Source organism: Mucilaginibacter sp. GW822-FHT03E02 (genome assembly GCF_058801545.1).
The window spans coordinates 3833283-3852875 of sequence record NZ_JBXANJ010000001.1 but is presented as its reverse complement, the minus strand read 5'-3'; the positions used below and the strand labels follow the sequence as shown (position 1 = coordinate 3852875).

Here is a 19593-nt window from a genome sequence, read left to right as displayed (position 1 = left end):
TTAGTACATGGCATTATTTAGCAATTTAGGCAATTACAAAAACTTTGGCCTTTTAATTATCCGCGTGGGTTTGGGCATTATGTTTATTTACCACGGCTATCCTAAGCTGATGGGAGGCCCTAAGGATTGGACCGGGCTTGGCGGATCAATGAAATACGTTGGCATTCACTTTTTACCCATGATGTGGAGCCTGCTTGCTGCGGCTACCGAACTGCTGGGCGGGTTCCTGCTAATTATAGGCCTTGCATTTCGCCCGGTATGCATTTTACTGTTTATCAACCTGGTTATCGCGGCGTTAATGCACTTACGCACCGGTGGCGGCTTGGGCGACGCGGCTCATGCTATTGAAGACGCCATCGTGTTTGCCGGCTTAATATTTATAGGCCCGGGCAAATACAGCGTAGATAAAAAGTAACCCCAAATTAGCAAGTGGGCGACAAATAATGTGTCGCGCTTGCTAACTTTATTGATTCAGATAACTGCCGAGGGCAACTAAAAACGCCTCGTTAATGTCGTCGTCTTTGTGATCAGTAAAGAAGGTTTTTACCTTTTCGGCATCTGCAGCAAAAGCTTGCTTAATTGCCTTGTTTTTTAAGCTGATTTTTTGTGGTGCCGGTGTTTTAGCATCAACTACGTAATAAGCAGGTTCATCAACATACTCATCATATTTGTTGCCGCTTGATGATATGCCATCGTTTTTATAATCGGCTTTGATAAACTTGGTTTTGGTAAGCTTATATATTTTGTACTTACTCCCGGCGGCCAACACTTCGCAATAATGGGTGGCATCAATTGTTGGCACGTATTCAAAAGCCATTGCCTTATCGGCCTTATTGTAAACTACAAAGTTTTTTACATGTTCTTTATCAACAGCAATGGCCGTTTGTTTATCCTGGCTCAGTAGCAATGCGCCGCCTATTTTATCATAGTTAAAGGTATAATTCTCGCTGTTAACTGCATTTCCTTTGATGTCGGTAACGTAACCTTTAACCCAGGTGTCAAATAAATACCGGCTGCCCTTGGTATCTTCGTTATTTACCAGGTTATAGGCCATCCCCGTACCGGAGGTTATTCCGGTTGCAGATATGCCGTTGGTGCCTGTCTGTGCCTTCAAAACGTTGCCTGCTATCATTAACAATGCAAGCGTTGCTATATATCTTATTTCCATTTTAAACCGGTAAAATTTTTACTTAAATTACAATAAAAAAGACCGTTAGGCTTTATGCTAACGGTCTTTTTTTTGCAATATAGTCTTATCTGTCTTCTTAATTCAATGAATCTGCAAGGTTGCTCAGGAAGGTATCGTTAATATCATCATCAGCATGGTCGTTAAAATAAGTTTTTACTTTATCAGCATCGGCAGCAAAAACCTGTTTAATAGCTTTGGCTTTTAGCTGAACTTTTTGCAAAGCCGAAGTTTTAACGTTAAGCACATAATAAGTTGGCTCGTCAACGTATTCATCATAATGGTTACCACTTGAGGTTAGCCCATCAGTTTTATAATCCGATTTTACAAAAGTGGTTTTGGTAAACTTATAAACCTTGTATTTGCTGCCATCTGATAACACCTGGCTATAATGCGTAGGGTTAATTGTGGTTACCAATTCGTAAGTTTCGGGCTGGTCAAGCTTGTTGTAAATGGTAAAAGTTTTTATCTGATCCCTGTTTACATCAACTGCGGCGCGTTTATCCTGTGTTAGCAACAACGAACCATTAATTTTATCATAGTTGTAGCTATAGTTGTCGTTTTTAATGGTGGCACCGCCTTTATCCACTACGTATCCTTTGCCCCACCCTTCGGGTATCAGGTACCTGCTGCCTTTGGTATCTTCTTTATGGCTGAAACTGAATAACGTACCATTAGAAGCTGAGACATTAAAATAAGTAAAGCCTTGTACTGCATTAGGTGCCTGTACTCCGCCAGTTACCTTATCAGGATCGTTCAGGTTAGCTCCTTTAAAAGCAGATTTACCAGGTTTTAGTACTACAACAATATTTTCTTTTGGTGTTACTTTCTCGTCCTGATAACCTTTGGCACTAACCAGAATGGTACCGTTACTTTTAATTGGGATGCTGAAAAAACCAAGAGAATCTGTATAAGTAGCGGTTTTGTTATCACTTTCCATTACCAAGGCAGAGGCAACAGCATCTCCTTTTTGATTTTTTACAGTTCCTGATGCGGTTATGGCTTGTGCAACTGCAAACTGATATGCTGCAACACACATAATTGTAGATAAGATGGTTTTTTTCATTACGATATAATTAAGTATTAAAGTTATAAATAAACACACTCAATATCAAATATTTAATATTTTTTAACAAAAAAGGCCGCGATAAACGCGGCCTCTATATTAAATTTACCTAAATCACGGTTTGTAATAATAGTCTACAAGATTCCTAGGCGCACCGGCGCTATTGGTAACATCATAAACAAACTTAAACAATCCATGTGTTGCCTCTGCGTAGGTATATGCATGACCTGGATCATACGATACAAAAGTTGCGTTATTAACGACATTGATGCCGTTAGCAGCATTAAATATATTTTTTACATCGTCCGAATTAAGCACCACTTTCCAATCAGTATAAGTTGCAGCTGCGCCAACACCATGCTTAACAAACGTAACTTCATATTTAACGCCCAAACCGGCATAACCGCTTCCTACTTCAAATTGACTAGGCGACACGGGCAGTATATTTACATCCTCACCTGTATAGTTACCACCAGCAGGAGTACGTATAAAGTCGGCTTTATAAGCTCCGGCAAAATCATTCCCAATAAAGTGCAGGTAATGCGTGTTTAAATTTGCACTCAACGAAACACCCCCACTTGCACTTTTTATAATAACTGGCAACATATAGCTTTTTGACAAATCCAATTTGTTTTTATAAAAGGTAGCTGTAACAGTCGCTAACCGGGTGCCCGCCTTTATTGTTACAGACGTTGCTGAAAGCTTGTACGCAGCAGTTGGCATTGTTGGTTCATAAGTAAGTGCAGGCGTATTAAACTGGGCTATCTGCGAGTCATCTGTTGCCAATGTAACTGTAATATCCTTGCTGGGCGCGTATTGACCGGTAATATTAATTGTAAAATCGCGGGTCACCGTGTCGCCTGCATCGGTTATCGCATCTGCGCTAAAGAAGCTCTTGCCGCTATGAGGGAATTCGGCAAAGGTTCCAATATTTGAAAAATCCACGTTTGGCTTATCTTTCAAACAAGATGTTAGCGAGACGGTAAGGACTCCTAATATGATTACTAATTTTTTCATTTCTTCGTTTTTTATTATTAATACAATGACAATTATGGCATCCAGAATATCTTGGACGTAAACAGGTCGCTTGCGCTACCACCTGAAGGTACATTTGCGCTGTTCAAGGTAGTTTCGTTAACGGGGTAAGGGAATCGCCATGGAATATGTGTTACTGTAACGCCAGGATATGCCGAAACCGGTAAAGTGGTAGGTATACCAGTTCTCCTCCAGTCGCTATATGACTCTAACGGATCAACGCTGTTCATTGCAGCCCATTTTTGAGTAAGAAGGGTATTTAGCTTATCTGTTGATGCGCCATAATTTGTAGTTGGGTCAGTCTGGGCTATGTAAGCACTTGCCTTTGCAGCATAATTTATTACACCCAAAAACTTAAACGACTCAGTAACTGCTGCAGCATACAATGTTGCAGCCGGGCTATAGCTTATATAACCGCGTTGTGCAGCTTCTGCCTGTAAAAACAAGCTTTCTGAGGCTGGTAACAGTACTGATGACTGCGACGGCCCCTTTTGAGCACCGGCTGAAGTGAAGCCAGTACCCAAAACAGCAGAAATAATTGTGTTTGATTCCAAACCATTTGTGCTGCCATATACACGGCCTTTAACTGGTGCGGTTTCATCAGGTGTGGTATATTTTACAGCATCTTTTCCTGATGGTGCATAAATATAATTTACACGCGGATCGTTATGTGCATGATAAAAATCAACAGCATAACTATTTGCACGCCAGTATGTAGTATTTAAACCGTTTGCACCTTGTGAGTTGGCAACTACGTCAAAATAGAAAGGATTAAGCTGTCCGTCAGCGGCATTGGAGTAACCAGGATTGGCGGCGGCGTCAACAGTTAAGTAATCGGCAGCAACTGTTGAGGCCAAAGATGCCTTACTATCTGTTCCTTTAGCGGTTTCGCGCATTAAAAGTTTCAATTTTAATGTGTTTGCAAATTGCCTCCATTTCGTCATATTTCCCTGGAATACGATATCGTAATTATCGGGCACAACTGCCGTGGCACCTGGCTTAATATTTACATCAAGTATAGCTACAGCAGAGTCGCATTTGGCGATTAGCCCTTTATAAATAGTTTGAGGATCATCATATTTATAAGAGAAAGTAGCATTAGCGCTTAATGCCTGCGAATAAGGAACATTATTATACAAATCAACAAGGCGCTGGTAAACATAAGCTTCCATAATCATACCAATGGCCTTAAAGTTTGACTGTAAGGGATCAGTGCCGGCTGTTTTAATCAACAAGTTATAGTTTACTAAATTAAGATATGCATTGTCAAAGTTACCGGTGTAGTTACTGCTGGTTATCTGGTAAATTACAAAAGTAGTGCTTGGTGTAAAGCCACCACTTTGAGTCCAGTAGCCCATCCAGTTTTCTAAAACATCAGCGTTGCCCCCCTGTACCAAATTTGCGGTACCAGATAATGCCGAACTTAATGTATACTTAGCAGGTGCAGCGGTTGGTGAATTGGGGTTTACATCGTTAACACTAAAAGTACCCTTCTGACAGCCTACAATACTCGTAAAAATAACAACAGAGAAAAGTAAACCCAGGTTAACTTTCCGCTTAAATATTGTTTTCGTTTTCATTTTCATCTAAATTTCTTTGTTAAAAAGTTACGGACAATGTGCCGCTGAATATTCTGGTTGGAGGAACCTGGTTAACTGATGTTCTACCAACAGCATTGCTGGTATCCTCGTTAAACTCTGGGTCGGTATATTTGTTTGTTGATGGACGGAACATTAACAAGTTACGGCCAGAAACAGAAACGTTTACACCTTTAATGAATTTAACATCTCTTAACCAGGCTTTAGGGAACGCGTAGCCTAAAGAAGCTTCACGTAATTTCCACGCTGCAGCGCTTATTACATAGTTAGCATCAACTCCTAAATAGGTAGTTGGCCAGAAATTAAAGTTAGCATCTTGTATAAGCACATTGGTATTATCAACATAATTGCCATTAGCATCTTTATATACCGAATTCGGGAATACAAAGCGCTGGCGGCCAGTAAGTGTTGTTGTTATACCAACACCCGAGTGATCCTGGGTATTACCAATTTGGTTAAATATTTTGTAACCTCCGCGGTAATCAACAGTTAAGTTTAAAGTAAAGCCCTTGTAGCTTACAGACGAGTTGATACCTAAAAGATCGGTAGGGTTAGCATTGCCTAAGAAGCTTGTAGCCCCAGCTCTTGTTGGAGTACCGGTGGTAGCGCTCACTATTACTTTTCCTGTAGCAGGATCCCTGTTCCAGTCATAGCCCTTAATTGAAGGATATGATTGACCAACAATTGCGAAGGTATTATTGCCAATCAACAATTCATGAACACCGCTTACAATACTTAATACTTTACTTGATTGTTTGGTATAGTTCACACCTAACGTCCAGGTAACAGATTGTGATTTAATAACTGTACCATGTAAATCTAACTCCAAACCTTTGTTCTCTGTGTTAGCAGCATTTAATAACGCTGATGTAAAACCAGATGCCCTTGAAACCTGAGCAGTTACAATACCGTCCTTTGTTGTCGATTTGTAAGCAGAAGCAGTTAATGTTAATCTGTCTTTCAGGAAGCCCAGGTCTAAACCAACCTCATCTTCCAACACCTTTTCCGGCTTAATATTAGGGTTAGCAATTGAAGTGCTTAACGAATAACCTGAGATGCTTGTGCTGCTGTAAGGGAAACCTGCAGCCAAACCAACCGTTGGTATAGTACGATAAGCACCGTTAGCAATGTATTGTGAGCCGTTAGCTAAAGGAGAGGCGTTACCTGTTAATGAGTGCGCATAACGTACCTTAACAAAATTTAGGTAATCACTTTCGGCAATGCCTTTAAAGATTTCACTGATTACAACCGAACCGTCAATATCATAGTAAGGAATATACTTATTGGCTTTTGATAACCTGGTATCTAAGTCGGTACGGTATGAACCGTGTATAAACGCGTAACTTTTATAACCTAAAGTTGCTGTACCAAAATAACCAATTTTACGTGCCTGAGCAGTTCCCTGACCAATACCCGGCACAGACGCAAAGTTTTGGGTATTGTAAGGTGTGAAATTTAATGGGGTTTGATTGATATTGGTTCCTGTAATTTTATTGTCTATGTAAGCAACACCCAATGTACCATCCAATTTAAAATTCTTCGGAAGTTTAAAATTGTAGTTAGCAAGGAAATCAGAGCTAAAAAGTATATTAGTAAAATCTCCTGTTCCGTATGATGGCAGTACGTTGGAACCATCAGCTTTTTTTCCGGCACCATCGCCTTCCACAACATCCAATTTCCCATCTCCGTCTGTATCAGGATAAATAATTGTAGACGAATTATTGTCTAGCGTATAAGCGCTATAAGTTCTACCCGCATCTTTAACTTCAGTTCTTTGACTTGTATTATCAAGGGCCGCCCGATACGAGAAGTTCAAGAAGTTTGCAACTTTGTAATTTAACTGTAGGTTGGCTTGAATGTGGTTTTCAACATTCAGGTACCTTGTTTGCTTAATAATTTGACCCGGGCTGATATAATAGTCGTTGTAATAAGTATCAGGGTTACCGTATTTGCTGTCAGGATCTCTCAGATCTACAACAGGTATAAATACAGGCGACTCGATCAGGTCATTATAAACTGCACCTGTATTGGTTTGGTTTTGAGTTTTGTAAGTGTAAGCAACAGAGTAGCTGGTTGAAAAGTTACCATATTTTTTATCGCCACCCACACGGAAGATGTCTCTGCGGCCTTCGTCTTTTGGCATAACAGATTTACTGTGCAAATCCTGGCCTGACATGTAGAAACTGCCGGTCTCATCGCCGGAATTGAAAGAGAAGTTGTGCTGTGTGGTGATACCTGTGTCGAAGAAATCCTTTTTCTGATTTTTAACAGCTCTGTAAGGAACCATTTCAACATTACCTTTAGCATCAGGGCGACCAACAGGAACTAATTGGCCATTAAACTCGGGACCGTAACTTTGATTTTCATAAGGGAAATAGTAATAGTTGCCCTTACCATCGCCAAATTTGCTAAAGTCAAGTACTTCACCTTCACCACCGTTACTACCAAAACGGGTTTGATAATCTGGCATGTAAGATATTTTTTCAGCTGATACCGTAGACGAAACAGTTAATGCAGAGGAGCCTTTTGTACCATGCTTGGTTGTAATTACGATTACACCGTTTGATGCATCAGAACCGTAAACAGCCGAGGCGCTTGAACCTTTCAATACACTGGTTTCCAAAATGTCTTCCGGGTTAAGCGTGCTGATATCGCTATAGAAGATAGCCCCATCAACTACATAAAGTGGCTGGTTGTTACCAAGCAATGACCTGTTACCACGTAATGTAACACGCGTTGCTGCAAACAAACCGTTGTTTACCGTTGTAACCTGCAAACCAGATACTTTACCTGTTAAGCCGTTAACAACGCTGATTGGTTTTGCCTGGGTAATGTCTTTACCAGATACCTTGGCTGTAGAGTAGCCTAACGATATTGCCTGGCGCTGAACACCCAACGCGGTTACAACAACCTCATTCAACTGGCTGTTTGAACTTAGCAGCACAACGTCAAATGAACTTTTTGTTCCAACAGCAACTTCCTGGGTTGCATACCCGATGAAGGAGAAGGACAATACTGCACCTTGAGGCACACTGAGAGAGAATTTACCGGCAGCATTGGTTTGGGTTCCGCTCGAGGTTCCCTTTACCTTTACTGATACTCCCGGGATGGGTAGGCCGTCATCTTTGGCCGTAACCGTACCAGTTACTGTACGGTTTTGCGCATAAACCTGTGTTAGGCATAACAACAGAAAGCACAAACTTGCTAGTAGAAGTTTTTTCATTTTGTTAATAATAAGATCAGTTAATAGTTAATTAATGTTAAAAGTAATGTTACGTTATCAAAAAGTCAAGTAAAATCTTTAAAAAGATGACTTTTTTTTAAAAAAAGCATCTTTTATAATAAATATTAATAATTTTAGTACTATGTATTGCATAATACAGTCTTAAACATATATCTTTGTATTATGATCGTCGAAAACACACAAACCCAAATGAGGAAGGGCATACTGGAGTACTGCATCCTATCCATCATAGCCAAGGGCGAAACATATGCTTCAGACATAATTGCTGAGCTAAAGAAAGCCCAACTACTTGTAGTTGAGGGTACTCTGTACCCGTTATTAACCCGTTTAAAAAACAATGGACTGCTCACCTACAACTGGGTCGAGTCGATTTCAGGGCCGCCACGAAAGTATTATGTACTATCAGACGAGGGCCGGAATGTGCTGGAACAGCTGGATAAAACCTGGCAGGAATTAGTTTACGCTGTGCAAACGGCCATTGGAGACAGAAAATAAAAAACCCTGAAATTACTACTCATCATGAACAAAACTATCATCATCAACATAAATGGCATCGTTTTTCACATCGAAGAGGATGCTTATGACGTACTTAAACTTTACATGACAGATGTAAAACGTCATTTTTCTACTTCGGCCGACAGCCTGGAGATAACAACCGACATTGAAAATCGCATTGCCGAAATGTTTAACGAAATTTTAGCAAGCCAAAGCAAGCAAGTTATTGTGGAGCAGGACGTAAAGCTTGTAATTGAGCAAATGGGCTCGGTTGAGGATTTTGAATCGGCCGAAAGCGATGCAAAAGCACCCGGAAACAATTCTTACGCCTATAACACCGAGCGCCGCCGCCTTTTTCGCGATCCGGACGATCACCTGGTGAGCGGTGTTGCAGCCGGCATTGCCAATTATTTTGATATCCCGGCCGTTTGGATCAGGCTGGCCTTTGTTATTTTCCTTTGTGTGGCAGGCAGCGGCTTCTTTTTATACGTTATATTGTGGATGGTGATTCCCAAAGCCGTTAGCCGCGCCGACAGGATGGCGATGAAAGGCGAGAAGCAAGACTTGAAAGGTTTTAAAAAGAGCTTCGAGGAAGAACTGAGTTCGGTTAAAGAAAACCTGCACAACTTTCAGCACGAGGCAAGGCCTTTTGTTTACAAAACCCGGGATTTTATCGGCGATTTTTTCGATCACCTTGGTGTGTTTTTAAGAGGCGCGGGCAGCCTGCTTGGTAAAATAATAGCCGGTGGCATATTATTAGGCTGTTTTGGCCTTGCTATCGCGCTTATTGTGGTTGTTATTATGTTCTTAGCGTTCGGTAAAACAGATATCTATCATATATTTCCGTTCAATATAGTTAACCATAATACAAACCTTGTGTTTATAGCAGGGGGCTTTTTACTACTGGCTATTCCTTTAACCGCTATTATATTACTCATTATTGGCTTTTTATTCAGGAATGCATCATTCAACCGTTCGGTTGGCACCACTTTATTATGTGTATGGCTGGCAGCGCTTGGTGCGGTAGTATATTACGGTGTAAGGGCATCTGTTGATTTCAGGGAAGGCGCAAGGCTAAACACCACCATTAACATTAAAGCCCCGGCAAACAATACCTACTACCTGCAGCTTAACGATGCCAAATACCTGAGCAACGAGGATAGTACCCGCCTGCGCATAAAAGAGCGTTTTAACGGCATGGTTATTTTAGACGACGACTTTAACGGCAACGACGAGATGGACGGCCCAAACCGGGTAAGCATCGATATCGAAAAAAGCGATGTACAACAACCCGTATTGGTTGAATCGTTTACCGCCCGCGGCCGCGATTATGAGGATGCGCTTACCAATACCAAAAACATCACCTACCGTTTTATCCAAAAAGATTCGGTGTTGAAATTTGACCGACACCTGGAAAGGACCGCCGGTACATTATGGCGTGGTCAAAATTTGCACCTTACCTTAAAAGTGCCATTAAATTCAAAATTGATCATTGATACCAGGCTGGATGTTAACATAGGCTTTAACCCTTATGATTGTCAGCAAAGCAATAAACCGCTTAACCCACTTGGCGCAAAATTTATAATGAAAGAAAACGGCATCGAGTGCGATATTCCGCCGGTGCCACAGGCAACTATCGACAGCCTGAGGAGGCAAGAGGTAGCCGATAGCCTAAAAAATGCAAATCAGCAATAAAACCACATCGTTATATAATATATAATGCGATCAGTTATAAAATACATAAGCCTGCTATTATTTAGCGGGCTTATTATTCCTTTTTATTACCTTACATTTACCCAAAACCAGCCATCTGCTGTTAAACTAAATTCTTTTGTTTCAGCTCAAACCCAACCCGATAGCAGCCAGTCGATAGGCCAGACCATTGTACTGAATATTGCTAAAAATTTATTCCCTGTGTTAAAAAGTTTAATTTCTCTGTAACCAAAGCACCCTATTGTGCATCTTAATATAAAAAGACACAATAATTACAGATCAGGCGCCCGGCGAAGACGCTTACCCTTTGGCCAGCCTTAAACTGACATACACTATGAATAAAAAGCTTATATCAAATAACTACTAAACACACTTAAGGCCACCGCCAAAACAGCTAAAAACTTATTTACAAATTTTAAAAGGAACTATTTTCCTTAACGGCATTGTATTGCCCAAACTTTTTAACAACACAATAATGAAAACTAAAATCAACCATATATTATACACACTCCTGCTTGTAGTTATCAGCTGGAGTGCGTCCTTTGCCCAAACCGGCAATACGGGTGCCGCCAAAGTATCAGGTTCGCTGGTAAATGACCAGGGCAAACCGCTTGACTACGCCAGCGTAAGCATCATAAAAGCAACCGACTCCACCGTAGTTAAAGGGGCTTTAAGTAACGATAATGGCGTTTACTCTTTTGATAAAATACCCGCAGGTAAATACCTGGTAAAAGCCACCGTTGTTGGTTATGTAAAAGCGGTGAGCAAACCTTTTACCGTTACCGAAGGCTCAACCAAAGTCGAGGTGCCTGTTTTAAACATGCAACCCGGCAACACAACTTTAAAAACGGTTACCGTTACTGCCACCAAACCGCTTATTGAGCGCAAAATTGACCGCACCGTAATGAATGTAGAAGGCAGTGTACTTGCCGCCGGTAATACCGCAATGGAAATTTTGGCAAGGGCCCCCGGCGTAACTGTTGATAAGGACGATAACATTAGCCTTAAAGGCAAACAGGGCGTAACTGTAATGATTAACGATAAGCTTACTTACCTTACCGCCGCGCAACTGGCTACACTGTTACGCTCGACTGACGGTAATACCATCAAATCGATCGAGATTATCACCAATCCATCAGCAAAATATGACGCTGCTGGCAACTCGGGCATTATCAACATCAAACTTAAAAAGAATACCCAATCGGGCACAAACGGAAGTATTACTGCCGGTATTGCCCGCGGCTGGTACTGGCGCGATAACAGCAGCTTAAACCTTAACCATAAGGATGGTAAGCTGAATATGTTTGGTACATTTAGCCATGGCGATAATAAGCGCGGGCATAACCTCGGCATTAAACGTGTTACCGATAGCGCCGGCTACAAAACATATTTTGATCAGCAATCATCAATGCCCGGATCAAATCATTATAATAATTATCGCTTAGGTGCAGATTATGACCTTACCGACAAGCATATCATCGGTTTTGTAGTGAGCGGTTATAACAATAGCGGTAATGACGCCAATGATACACACACCATTATTGGCAAACAATACGGCGTGGCCGATTCATCCTTGCATACGGTATCCACTATACCTCAAACCTATAAAAACTTTGCGCTTAACCTTAACGACAAATATAAAATAGATACCAGCGGACAGGAAATAAGCGTCGACCTGGATTACTCCAAGTTCAGAAACTTTTCTGATGCCCGCTACAATACCGATTATTTTTTAGCAGATGGCAGTCCGCAAAGGGCGTCGCAGATTTTGCTGAACCAAACGCCGTCAGATATCACCATATATACCGGCAAAGTTGATTACGCCAAACCGCTCACTAAAACCATCAAGCTTGAAGTTGGGGCTAAATTCAGCAGTGTTAAAACCGACAATGACCTGCGTGCGCAGATAGATAGCAACGGTGTTTTTATTAATGATAAAGGCCGGTCCAATCACTTCATCTATACCGAAAAAATTCAGGCCGGGTATTTGAATATCAACAAACAATTCAAAAAAACATCGGTACAGCTTGGCTTACGTGCCGAAAACACCCAATCGAACGGAAACCTGATGGGCAGCACACCGGTAAAACGCAGTTATCTTAACCTTTTCCCAAGCGCTTTTATCAACCATACCATTAACGATAAAAATGAAGTTAGCTTTTCATACAGCCGCAGGATTGACAGGCCCGGGTACGACAATTTGAACCCTTTTATTTATTACCTGGACCCATATACCTTTAGCAAGGGCAACGCGTTCCTTAACCCGCAATACACTCAAAATTTTGAATTAAATTACACTTATAAAAAAACAGTTAACGTGAGCCTGGGCTACAGCCACACTACCAATGCCATTACAGAACTGATATTAACCGAAGGTAAAAAGACGTTTCAAACTAATGCAAATTTGCAAACACAAACTGGTTATAACGCCAATATCAATACTCCCTTTACTATAACCAAATGGTGGGAAGGCAATATTAATGTAACAGCATTTTACCTGGGCTTTAAATCAGATACGCTGGCCGGCCAAAATTTTAAGGATGGACAATGGGCATACCAGGCCAGGATGACACAGACCTTTAAATTTGCGGGCGCTCGTTTAGAGCTCATGGGCGATTATCAATCGGCATTAACTTATGCCATTTACAAAATAAGGCCCCGCTACTCGGTAGATTTGGGCATAAGCAAATCATTTATGGATAAAAAGCTAAATGTTAAAGTTGCCTGCGATGACATTTTCAACATCCGCCGTAACGACCTTAGCAGTAACGCACTTGGCAATGAGTTCACCATTAAACAGAAAAACGACTCGAGGGTAGGCCGGTTAACCCTCACCTACAACTTTGGCAACAACTCCATCAAAGTACGCCAGCACCGCAGCGGCGCCGACGACGAAAAGGGCAGGGTGAAAGGGAACAATTAGTCAGATATGCAGATTTCAGATGTGCAGATATGCAAATGATTTTTAAATGATTTGCAAAAAACATCAGTCATTAATTAAAAGAGGCCGATCATCCAACGTACGATCGGCCTCTTTTTCATCTGCACATCTGATATCTGCACATTTGCACATCTGAAACTTACTGCCCCACCATAAACACAGCGTTGCTAAACAGCAGTTTACCATTTTCCCAGAAACTGCGGAACAGTGGATCGTCTGCCATATATATAACCGAGCCACGCCCCAGGGATTGTACCCCAAGCAATAAGCCGTTATTGATTTTCTGTTTGGCTTTGGCACCGGCAAAGCCCGATACATAGCTGTCTTTTTTAATGGTGCCCACATTCCAGCCATCACCATCGCCAAACAGCTCGTAGATATCGTCGTTCAGTTTAAGTGAATAGTAATAGTCTGGTAAACCGAAACCAAGCGGATGGGTATTATCCAGGTTAAGCTTGAAGATAGCACCCGGAATTTGCTCGCGGATGGCATCACGGTCGCGCTCGCCATAAATTTTAACGGTTTTATCTTTGTCCTTATCATCCTTTTTATCTTCTTTCTTTTTCAGCAGGATGCCTTTTTTATCAACCAGTGTTGCCACGGCATTATCAATAGCAATTAACCGGCCGCCATCGCGCACCCAGTTTTGCAACTTCTCGGATGGGAAATCATCGTAGCGTCCGTCCGGAAAAATAGCCACATCAAAATCGGCCAGGCGGGTGCGGGGAATATCCTGGTACCTGATCAGCGTAATAGGGTAGCCCAGCTGCGCTTCAAACAGGTGCCATACCTCGCCCATGGCTTCGGAGTTTACGCCATCGCCGGCAACCAGCATTACTTTAGGCTGGCGGATGTATTTAACTGCATCCGATCCCAGGTCCGATCCTTTATCCACAAAGCCCGATGAAAGCGGTGTAACCTCCTGGTTAAGTTCGGCAGCGGTTTGGGTAACCACCTGGTCAAAATCGGCCCGATCATTACCTGCCCGGGTTATTAATAACGAGCCGGGTGCAAAGGTTTTGCCGGCTGCATCGAATGGTTTTTCGGCGTAGCGCACTTTAATCTTCTTCTTAAACAAAGCCGCCAGGAATTTTACATCAGCTACCGAAGACCATGATGACACATAGGCATAAGCATGGGTATTCACCAGCGGCTTTGGCGCGGTAATACTCCACTCGGCACTTGCCGGCTTTAATGACTCTTTTACCCCATAAGCCTTCAACCCAAATGCATACGGGAGCGACCATGCCGTAATATCATACGTATTTGAATCGGGGATAATAGTTTTGGGCTCCAGCAGTACATGCAGCAATACCGCTTTAGGCTGATAGGCGTTTACCACCAGATCATTAGGCCCTACAGCGTAAGGTTCGGTTTTGCCGTTAATATAATCATACCCCGTAACCGATTTATTGGCCAAACCAAAACCATACTGAATACCGTTGCGGGCAAGCAGTTTGGCCATGGCGTTTATTTTATTATTGTTATCGTTTTTAATAACATAGGTTTTGTACTCGCCCGGCGGGTTGGCCCGGCTGTTATCATAAAACTTTTTAAACTCATCCTTGAATTTTTGCGCATTGGCCGATGCCGTTTCCACCGTGCTTAAACTGGTTGAGTGGTGGTGCGCCACCCGCTGTACCAACGTAAGCGTATCGCCGCTGCGGGTGGTAACCGCCAGGCCGCCGCTTATACCGCCCTGCTCATAAGTCATCCCTATCGACCCATTGTATAAAGGATAGGTATCGCCATAAGACGGGTAAAGCAAATCAAACTCGTATTTGGTAAAGTACATCCAGCCATTTTGGTCAAAGTATTTGGCGTTATTTTTACCAATCATCACCTGCGCATCGCGCTGCCATTGGGTAAGGTCTTTGTGATAAGGCTCGGCAGCTGGTGCAAAATAGTATGGGGCGTTGTAGCCCTGTTCGTGGTAATCTACATGTATTTGTGGCAGCCACTGGTTAAACAAACCAACACGGGCCTGGGTTTCTTTTTGCTGCTGCCATGCCCAATCGCGGTTAAGGTCAAAGTAATAATGGTTTACCCTGCCGCCCGGCCAAGGTTCGGCATGCTCGCGCGATGTTGGGTAGGCCTCGGGGCTAATGCCGTGTACCGAGTTATAAAAATTAACATACCTGTCGCGTCCGTCCGGATTTAGGCAAGGGTCAATAACCACCAGCGTGTTTTTAAGCCAGGCCTGGGTTTGGGCATTTGATGGGTCGACTAAATCATACAAAGTCCACATGGCGGCTTCGCTTGATGCCGGCTCATTACCATGCACGTTATAACTTAACCAGGTAATTACGGGTACGTTGGTAATAACAGGTCCGCTTTCTACACCGGCTACCCGCAGGTTATTATGGCGGATCTCCTCCAAACGGCCAATATTTTCATCCGATGCAATGAACATGGCCAGCAAGGGCCGGCCTTCGTTAGTGCTCCCAAACTGTTGCAGCTTTACATTTTTTGAAGCCTGGGCAACATATTTAAAATACTCCACAATACGGTAGTGCGGGGTAAACTGGGTACCCAGCTTATAACCCAGGAATTCATCCGGCGATTGTATTTTTTGGGCGAAGGATACCGTTGCCGAAACAACAGCCAATAGCACAACAAGTAGCTTTTTTATCATAAAATTGATACAGATAGTAGTAAAAGCTAAATATGCGGAAAATATGTGCAGATGTGCAAATTTCAAATGTGCAGATGTGCAGATTGTTACATTGGTTGGATGTGCAGATTACAGATTTCAGATGTGCAGATGATTTTATCTGAACTCGGATTCGTCAGATTAAGAGATTACCTCGATTCTTTAAACAATCGAAGTCTGAAAATCAAAATCCAAATAATCCGAAAAATCTGCTTAATCCGAGTTCAGACAAAATCCATCTACAAAAAATCTAAAAATTTTAGCAATCTCCCTGATAATTTGTAATTTGCCCCTGAAAAACAAAAATCAATCTGCATATCTGCACATCTATGAATTCTCTCCAGGCCCTGCAAAAATATTTTGGTTATAGCGCTTTCAGGCACCAGCAGGACGCCATTATCCAACATATATTAAATGGGCAGGATGTAATGGCGCTGATGCCAACCGGCGGCGGCAAATCATTATGTTACCAGTTGCCCGCGGTATTACTTAACGGGCTAACCATCGTTATATCGCCGCTTATTGCCTTGATGAAGGACCAGGTAGATAGCCTGAACGTAAGCGGTATCCCGGCAGCTTTCCTAAACTCGGCACAAAACCCCGAGGAGCAGCGCCAACTGGTAGAAAAATTGAGGAACAACCAAATCCGCCTGCTATACCTTGCGCCCGAGCGTTTGTTTGGTGCCGAGAACAAACTGGTTCCGTTTTTAAAAACACTGAATGTAGTACAGATAGCTATCGACGAAGCACACTGCATCTCGTCATGGGGGCACGATTTCCGCCCCGAGTACCTGATGCTGGCCCAGCTGAAAACCGAGTTCCCGAATGTGCCTGTCATCGCGCTTACCGCCACTGCCGATAAGCTTACACAAAAGGATATCCTCGAGAAACTCAATCTTAACAAGCCCAAAGTATTTGTATCATCATTTAACCGCGAAAATATCACCTACCGGGTTATCCCCAAAAAGAACAGCTTTCAGCAGCTGGTTAACTTTTTAAATGAGCGGAAGGACGAATCGGGCATTATCTACTGCCTGTCCCGTAAATCTACCGAAGACCTGGCCGACGATCTGAAAGCCGCCGGCTTTGCTGCCGAAGCCTACAACGCCGGCCTCAGCAACGAAACCAAGGTACGCAACCAGGAAGCCTTTTTGCGCGATGAAGTGAAGATCATCGTAGCTACCATCGCCTTTGGCATGGGCATCAATAAATCAAACGTGCGCTACGTGGTGCATATCGACCTGCCTAAAAACATCGAGGGCTATTACCAGGAAACCGGCCGTGCAGGCAGGGACGGCCTGGCATCCGAGGCATTGCTATTGTATTCGCCGGGCGATGCAGGTAAGCTGCAGCATTTTGCACGCATAGAGGGTAACGAGGCCCAAAGCCGCATTATGCTGAACAAGCTGAACGATATGGTACGCTACTGCCAGCTGCAAAGCTGCCGCCGCCAATACTTGATGAACTATTTTGACGAGGCTTTCCCGCCCAATTGTGGCTCCTGCGATGTGTGCCTTACCGAGTTTAAACGCTTTGATGGCACGCTGATAGCCCAAAAAGCCCTCTCGGCCGTGGCCCGGCTCAACGAGCGTTTCGGCATTAACTATGTGATTGATTTTTTACGCGGATCGAAATCTGAAAAGATCCGCGACGAACATAAACAGCTTAAAACCTATGGCATTGGTGCCGATATCAGTAAGCCCGACTGGCAGCGCTACATTCGCGAGCTGCTTACCATGGGCTACCTGCAAATGGGCGGCGATGAATACCCAATTGTAAAACTAACCGACCAAAGTGCCGCCGTGCTAAAAGGCCTGCAAAAGGTTGAGTTTATTGAAAGCGAAACCGTTGAAGAAACCCACACCCACGTACAGGCGCCACCGCACGAAGCCGAACTGCTGAGCCGCATCAAACGTGTACGCAACGATATTGCGCAAAACGAGAACGTGCCGGCCTACATCATTGTATCCGATGCTACCCTGGTGGAGATGGCCACCTACCTGCCGCAAAGCCTCGACGAGCTGCGCCTGATCTCTGGCTTTGGCGATGTAAAACTGGCCCGCTACGGCCGCGAGCTGCTGCAGCCCGTGAAAGATTACGCCAAAGAAAAAGGCCTCGAATCAAAAATTGCCTATAAATCGCCCAAGAAAGAACGCAAGGCAGCGTCCGTCCGGCCGGCACAGCCCATTAAGGCCCGCAAAACAAACGATACCCGTACCGAGTCGCTAAGGCTTTACCAAACCGGCAAAACAGTTGCCGAAATTGCCACCGAGCGCAGCCTCTCGCCCATGACCATCGAAAGCCACCTTGGCTTTTTTGTGCAATCGGGCGAGCTGGAGGTAGAAGCCCTGGTACCCGCCCAAAAAATCCCCGCCATTAAAGATGCCGTTGAAAGCTACGGCTCCCAAATGCTCTCGCCCCTCAAACAAATCCTCGGCGATAACTACAGTTACGGCGAAATTAAAGCGGTGATAAGTTGGATGAGTCGAGGGAATGTGTAACGGGCTCCCCCATGTTTTATAATTAATACAGCGTCGGCCTTTCCGGCGATCGCCCCCTGCTAAAACCCACTCGCCGACCCTCCAACCGGCGTACTGCTACTCTTTCGACGAGGCGGAACAGGAGGAAGGTGCCTCAATTTATATTTCTTGCCGGGGCGAGTCTCCGTCCTGTTAAATAAAATGTCAGGGCAAACGCATATAAACATGGTTAACATAACTTAACACATTTCAGATATTCTTTTATAAAAATATGATAATCAATGTTTTGTATTTTAACATGGTTAACACCGAATTTGTTGAAGAAATTAGGCATTCAAATATTTTTGCATGGTGTTAGCCAATACAAGTCTCTTCGGCACCCGGATCATTTATCCAGGATCAGCAATAAAAACAGGGTGTCGGTTGATGCTTATATCTCCTCATGCAATAAGCTTATTGCGGTTAACTGTTTACATGTTTGCCCAGAATAAAATGTCAAATATATTTGACATTTGTAAAGTTTGTTTTACATTTGGTAAATCAAACTTTACAGCAATGAAACCTTTATTCTTATTTCCGTACTGGGGGCGTTATTTGGGCTACTTCCTGGTAGTTGTGCATATCCCTATTGTGTTATATAAAAAACAATTGATGGGAATGCATGGAGATGGCATGGCCGATGGCATTTTTAATGGCAGGCACCTGTTTTTTATGTCGACAACCTTGTTGATGGCCATTGGCTTATTTATCGCAGCTTTCTCGAAAGAAAAAATTGAGGATGAGCAGATAGTGCGGCTCCGGCTCGATTCGTTACAATGGTCGGTTTATGTTAACTTTTTGTTTTTGATCGTCAGCCTCATTTTTTCTACAGATACCGAACATATTTTATTTTTAAATTTACTGGTGCCCCTTGTATTCTTTATTATCCGTTTCAGGTGGAAGATTTTCCAGAATAACCGTTTAATTAAGGAATAGCGATGAAAAACAACATAAGGGTTGAGCGCGCTATCAAAAACATAACCCAGGCCGATTTGGCCCAGGCTATTGGTGTATCGCGGCAAACCATTAATACAATCGAGAGCAACCGCTACGTACCATCTACCGTATTGGCCCTAAAAATAGCCCGCGTATTTGGCAAACCGGTTGAGGCTATATTTATATTAGATGATGAAGATTAATTAA

Annotated in this window: 14 protein-coding genes; 8 read left to right on the top strand and 6 right to left on the bottom strand. The window is 43.0% G+C overall.

The window, feature by feature from the left end; genetic code table 11:
- Nucleotides 1-7: 7 nt before the first annotated feature.
- The gene (locus AC1RM2_RS16085) at nucleotides 8-415 is read left to right on the top strand and encodes a DoxX family protein (RefSeq protein WP_492986214.1); all 408 of its coding nucleotides are present in this window, start codon (nucleotides 8-10) and stop codon (nucleotides 413-415) included.
- A 48-nt stretch (nucleotides 416-463) separates the two neighbouring features.
- Here the strand turns inward: AC1RM2_RS16085 and AC1RM2_RS16080 are convergent, their stop codons facing one another.
- The 5 genes from AC1RM2_RS16080 to AC1RM2_RS16060 all read right to left on the bottom strand — a co-directional run bounded on the left by AC1RM2_RS16080 (nucleotide 464) and on the right by AC1RM2_RS16060 (nucleotide 8108).
- The gene (locus tag AC1RM2_RS16080) at nucleotides 464-1168 is read right to left on the bottom strand and encodes a hypothetical protein (protein WP_492986213.1); all 705 of its coding nucleotides are present in this window, start codon (nucleotides 1166-1168) and stop codon (nucleotides 464-466) included.
- 97 nt (nucleotides 1169-1265) lie between these two features.
- Nucleotides 1266-2252, bottom strand: a complete 987-nt coding sequence (locus tag AC1RM2_RS16075; protein WP_492986212.1) for a hypothetical protein — start codon at nucleotides 2250-2252, stop codon at nucleotides 1266-1268.
- 114 nt (nucleotides 2253-2366) lie between these two features.
- The gene (locus AC1RM2_RS16070; protein WP_492986211.1) at nucleotides 2367-3269 is read right to left on the bottom strand and encodes a DUF1735 domain-containing protein; all 903 of its coding nucleotides are present in this window, start codon (nucleotides 3267-3269) and stop codon (nucleotides 2367-2369) included.
- Nucleotides 3270-3301: 32 nt separating this feature from the next.
- Nucleotides 3302-4867 carry a SusD/RagB family nutrient-binding outer membrane lipoprotein gene (locus AC1RM2_RS16065; protein ID WP_492986210.1) on the bottom strand — a complete coding sequence of 522 codons (1566 nt, stop codon included), beginning with the start codon at nucleotides 4865-4867 and terminating at the stop codon, nucleotides 3302-3304.
- Nucleotides 4868-4886: 19 nt separating this feature from the next.
- The gene (locus AC1RM2_RS16060) at nucleotides 4887-8108 is read right to left on the bottom strand and encodes a SusC/RagA family TonB-linked outer membrane protein (RefSeq protein WP_492986209.1); all 3222 of its coding nucleotides are present in this window, start codon (nucleotides 8106-8108) and stop codon (nucleotides 4887-4889) included.
- A 183-nt stretch (nucleotides 8109-8291) separates the two neighbouring features.
- Here AC1RM2_RS16060 and AC1RM2_RS16055 point away from each other — a divergent pair, with 183 nt between their 5' ends.
- From AC1RM2_RS16055 to AC1RM2_RS16040, 4 genes are all read left to right on the top strand, one after another.
- Entirely contained in the window at nucleotides 8292-8624 is a 333-nt protein-coding gene (locus AC1RM2_RS16055) for a PadR family transcriptional regulator (protein WP_090639171.1), read from the top strand.
- Nucleotides 8625-8648: 24 nt separating this feature from the next.
- Entirely contained in the window at nucleotides 8649-10319 is a 1671-nt protein-coding gene (locus tag AC1RM2_RS16050) for a PspC domain-containing protein (protein ID WP_492986208.1), read from the top strand.
- Between the two features lie 24 nt (nucleotides 10320-10343).
- Nucleotides 10344-10565, top strand: a complete 222-nt coding sequence (locus AC1RM2_RS16045; RefSeq protein WP_492986207.1) for a hypothetical protein — start codon at nucleotides 10344-10346, stop codon at nucleotides 10563-10565.
- Nucleotides 10566-10812: 247 nt separating this feature from the next.
- Complete coding sequence (locus AC1RM2_RS16040) at nucleotides 10813-13260, top strand: TonB-dependent receptor domain-containing protein (protein WP_492986206.1); 2448 nt, start codon at nucleotides 10813-10815, stop codon at nucleotides 13258-13260.
- Nucleotides 13261-13417: 157 nt separating this feature from the next.
- Here AC1RM2_RS16040 and AC1RM2_RS16035 read toward each other — a convergent pair whose 3' ends face one another.
- Nucleotides 13418-15913 carry a M14 family metallopeptidase gene (locus AC1RM2_RS16035; RefSeq protein WP_492986205.1) on the bottom strand — a complete coding sequence of 832 codons (2496 nt, stop codon included), beginning with the start codon at nucleotides 15911-15913 and terminating at the stop codon, nucleotides 13418-13420.
- Nucleotides 15914-16260: 347 nt separating this feature from the next.
- Between AC1RM2_RS16035 and recQ the strand changes: the two genes are divergently transcribed.
- The 3 genes from recQ to AC1RM2_RS16020 all read left to right on the top strand — a co-directional run bounded on the left by recQ (nucleotide 16261) and on the right by AC1RM2_RS16020 (nucleotide 19589).
- The gene (gene recQ, locus AC1RM2_RS16030) at nucleotides 16261-18432 is read left to right on the top strand and encodes a DNA helicase RecQ (protein WP_492986204.1); all 2172 of its coding nucleotides are present in this window, start codon (nucleotides 16261-16263) and stop codon (nucleotides 18430-18432) included.
- Nucleotides 18433-18966: 534 nt separating this feature from the next.
- Complete coding sequence (locus AC1RM2_RS16025; RefSeq protein ID WP_492986203.1) at nucleotides 18967-19386, top strand: hypothetical protein; 420 nt, start codon at nucleotides 18967-18969, stop codon at nucleotides 19384-19386.
- Between the two features lie 2 nt (nucleotides 19387-19388).
- Complete coding sequence (locus tag AC1RM2_RS16020; RefSeq protein WP_492986202.1) at nucleotides 19389-19589, top strand: helix-turn-helix transcriptional regulator; 201 nt, start codon at nucleotides 19389-19391, stop codon at nucleotides 19587-19589.
- The last annotated feature ends 4 nt before the right edge of the window (nucleotides 19590-19593 follow it).

What these genes read in the sequence shown, in the direction of transcription:
- AC1RM2_RS16085 (WP_492986214.1), top strand. Translation starts at nt 8, where the DNA reads ATGGCATTATTTAGCAATTTAGGCAATTACAAAAACTTTGGCCTTTTA.
- AC1RM2_RS16080 (WP_492986213.1), bottom strand. Translation starts at nt 1,168, where the DNA reads ATGGAAATAAGATATATAGCAACGCTTGCATTGTTAATGATAGCAGGC.
- AC1RM2_RS16075 (WP_492986212.1), bottom strand. Translation starts at nt 2,252, where the DNA reads ATGAAAAAAACCATCTTATCTACAATTATGTGTGTTGCAGCATATCAG.
- AC1RM2_RS16070 (WP_492986211.1), bottom strand. Translation starts at nt 3,269, where the DNA reads ATGAAAAAATTAGTAATCATATTAGGAGTCCTTACCGTCTCGCTAACA.
- AC1RM2_RS16065 (WP_492986210.1), bottom strand. Translation starts at nt 4,867, where the DNA reads ATGAAAACGAAAACAATATTTAAGCGGAAAGTTAACCTGGGTTTACTT.
- AC1RM2_RS16060 (WP_492986209.1), bottom strand. Translation starts at nt 8,108, where the DNA reads ATGAAAAAACTTCTACTAGCAAGTTTGTGCTTTCTGTTGTTATGCCTA.
- AC1RM2_RS16055 (WP_090639171.1), top strand. Translation starts at nt 8,292, where the DNA reads ATGATCGTCGAAAACACACAAACCCAAATGAGGAAGGGCATACTGGAG.
- AC1RM2_RS16050 (WP_492986208.1), top strand. Translation starts at nt 8,649, where the DNA reads ATGAACAAAACTATCATCATCAACATAAATGGCATCGTTTTTCACATC.
- AC1RM2_RS16045 (WP_492986207.1), top strand. Translation starts at nt 10,344, where the DNA reads ATGCGATCAGTTATAAAATACATAAGCCTGCTATTATTTAGCGGGCTT.
- AC1RM2_RS16040 (WP_492986206.1), top strand. Translation starts at nt 10,813, where the DNA reads ATGAAAACTAAAATCAACCATATATTATACACACTCCTGCTTGTAGTT.
- AC1RM2_RS16035 (WP_492986205.1), bottom strand. Translation starts at nt 15,913, where the DNA reads ATGATAAAAAAGCTACTTGTTGTGCTATTGGCTGTTGTTTCGGCAACG.
- recQ (WP_492986204.1), top strand. Translation starts at nt 16,261, where the DNA reads ATGAATTCTCTCCAGGCCCTGCAAAAATATTTTGGTTATAGCGCTTTC.
- AC1RM2_RS16025 (WP_492986203.1), top strand. Translation starts at nt 18,967, where the DNA reads ATGAAACCTTTATTCTTATTTCCGTACTGGGGGCGTTATTTGGGCTAC.
- AC1RM2_RS16020 (WP_492986202.1), top strand. Translation starts at nt 19,389, where the DNA reads ATGAAAAACAACATAAGGGTTGAGCGCGCTATCAAAAACATAACCCAG.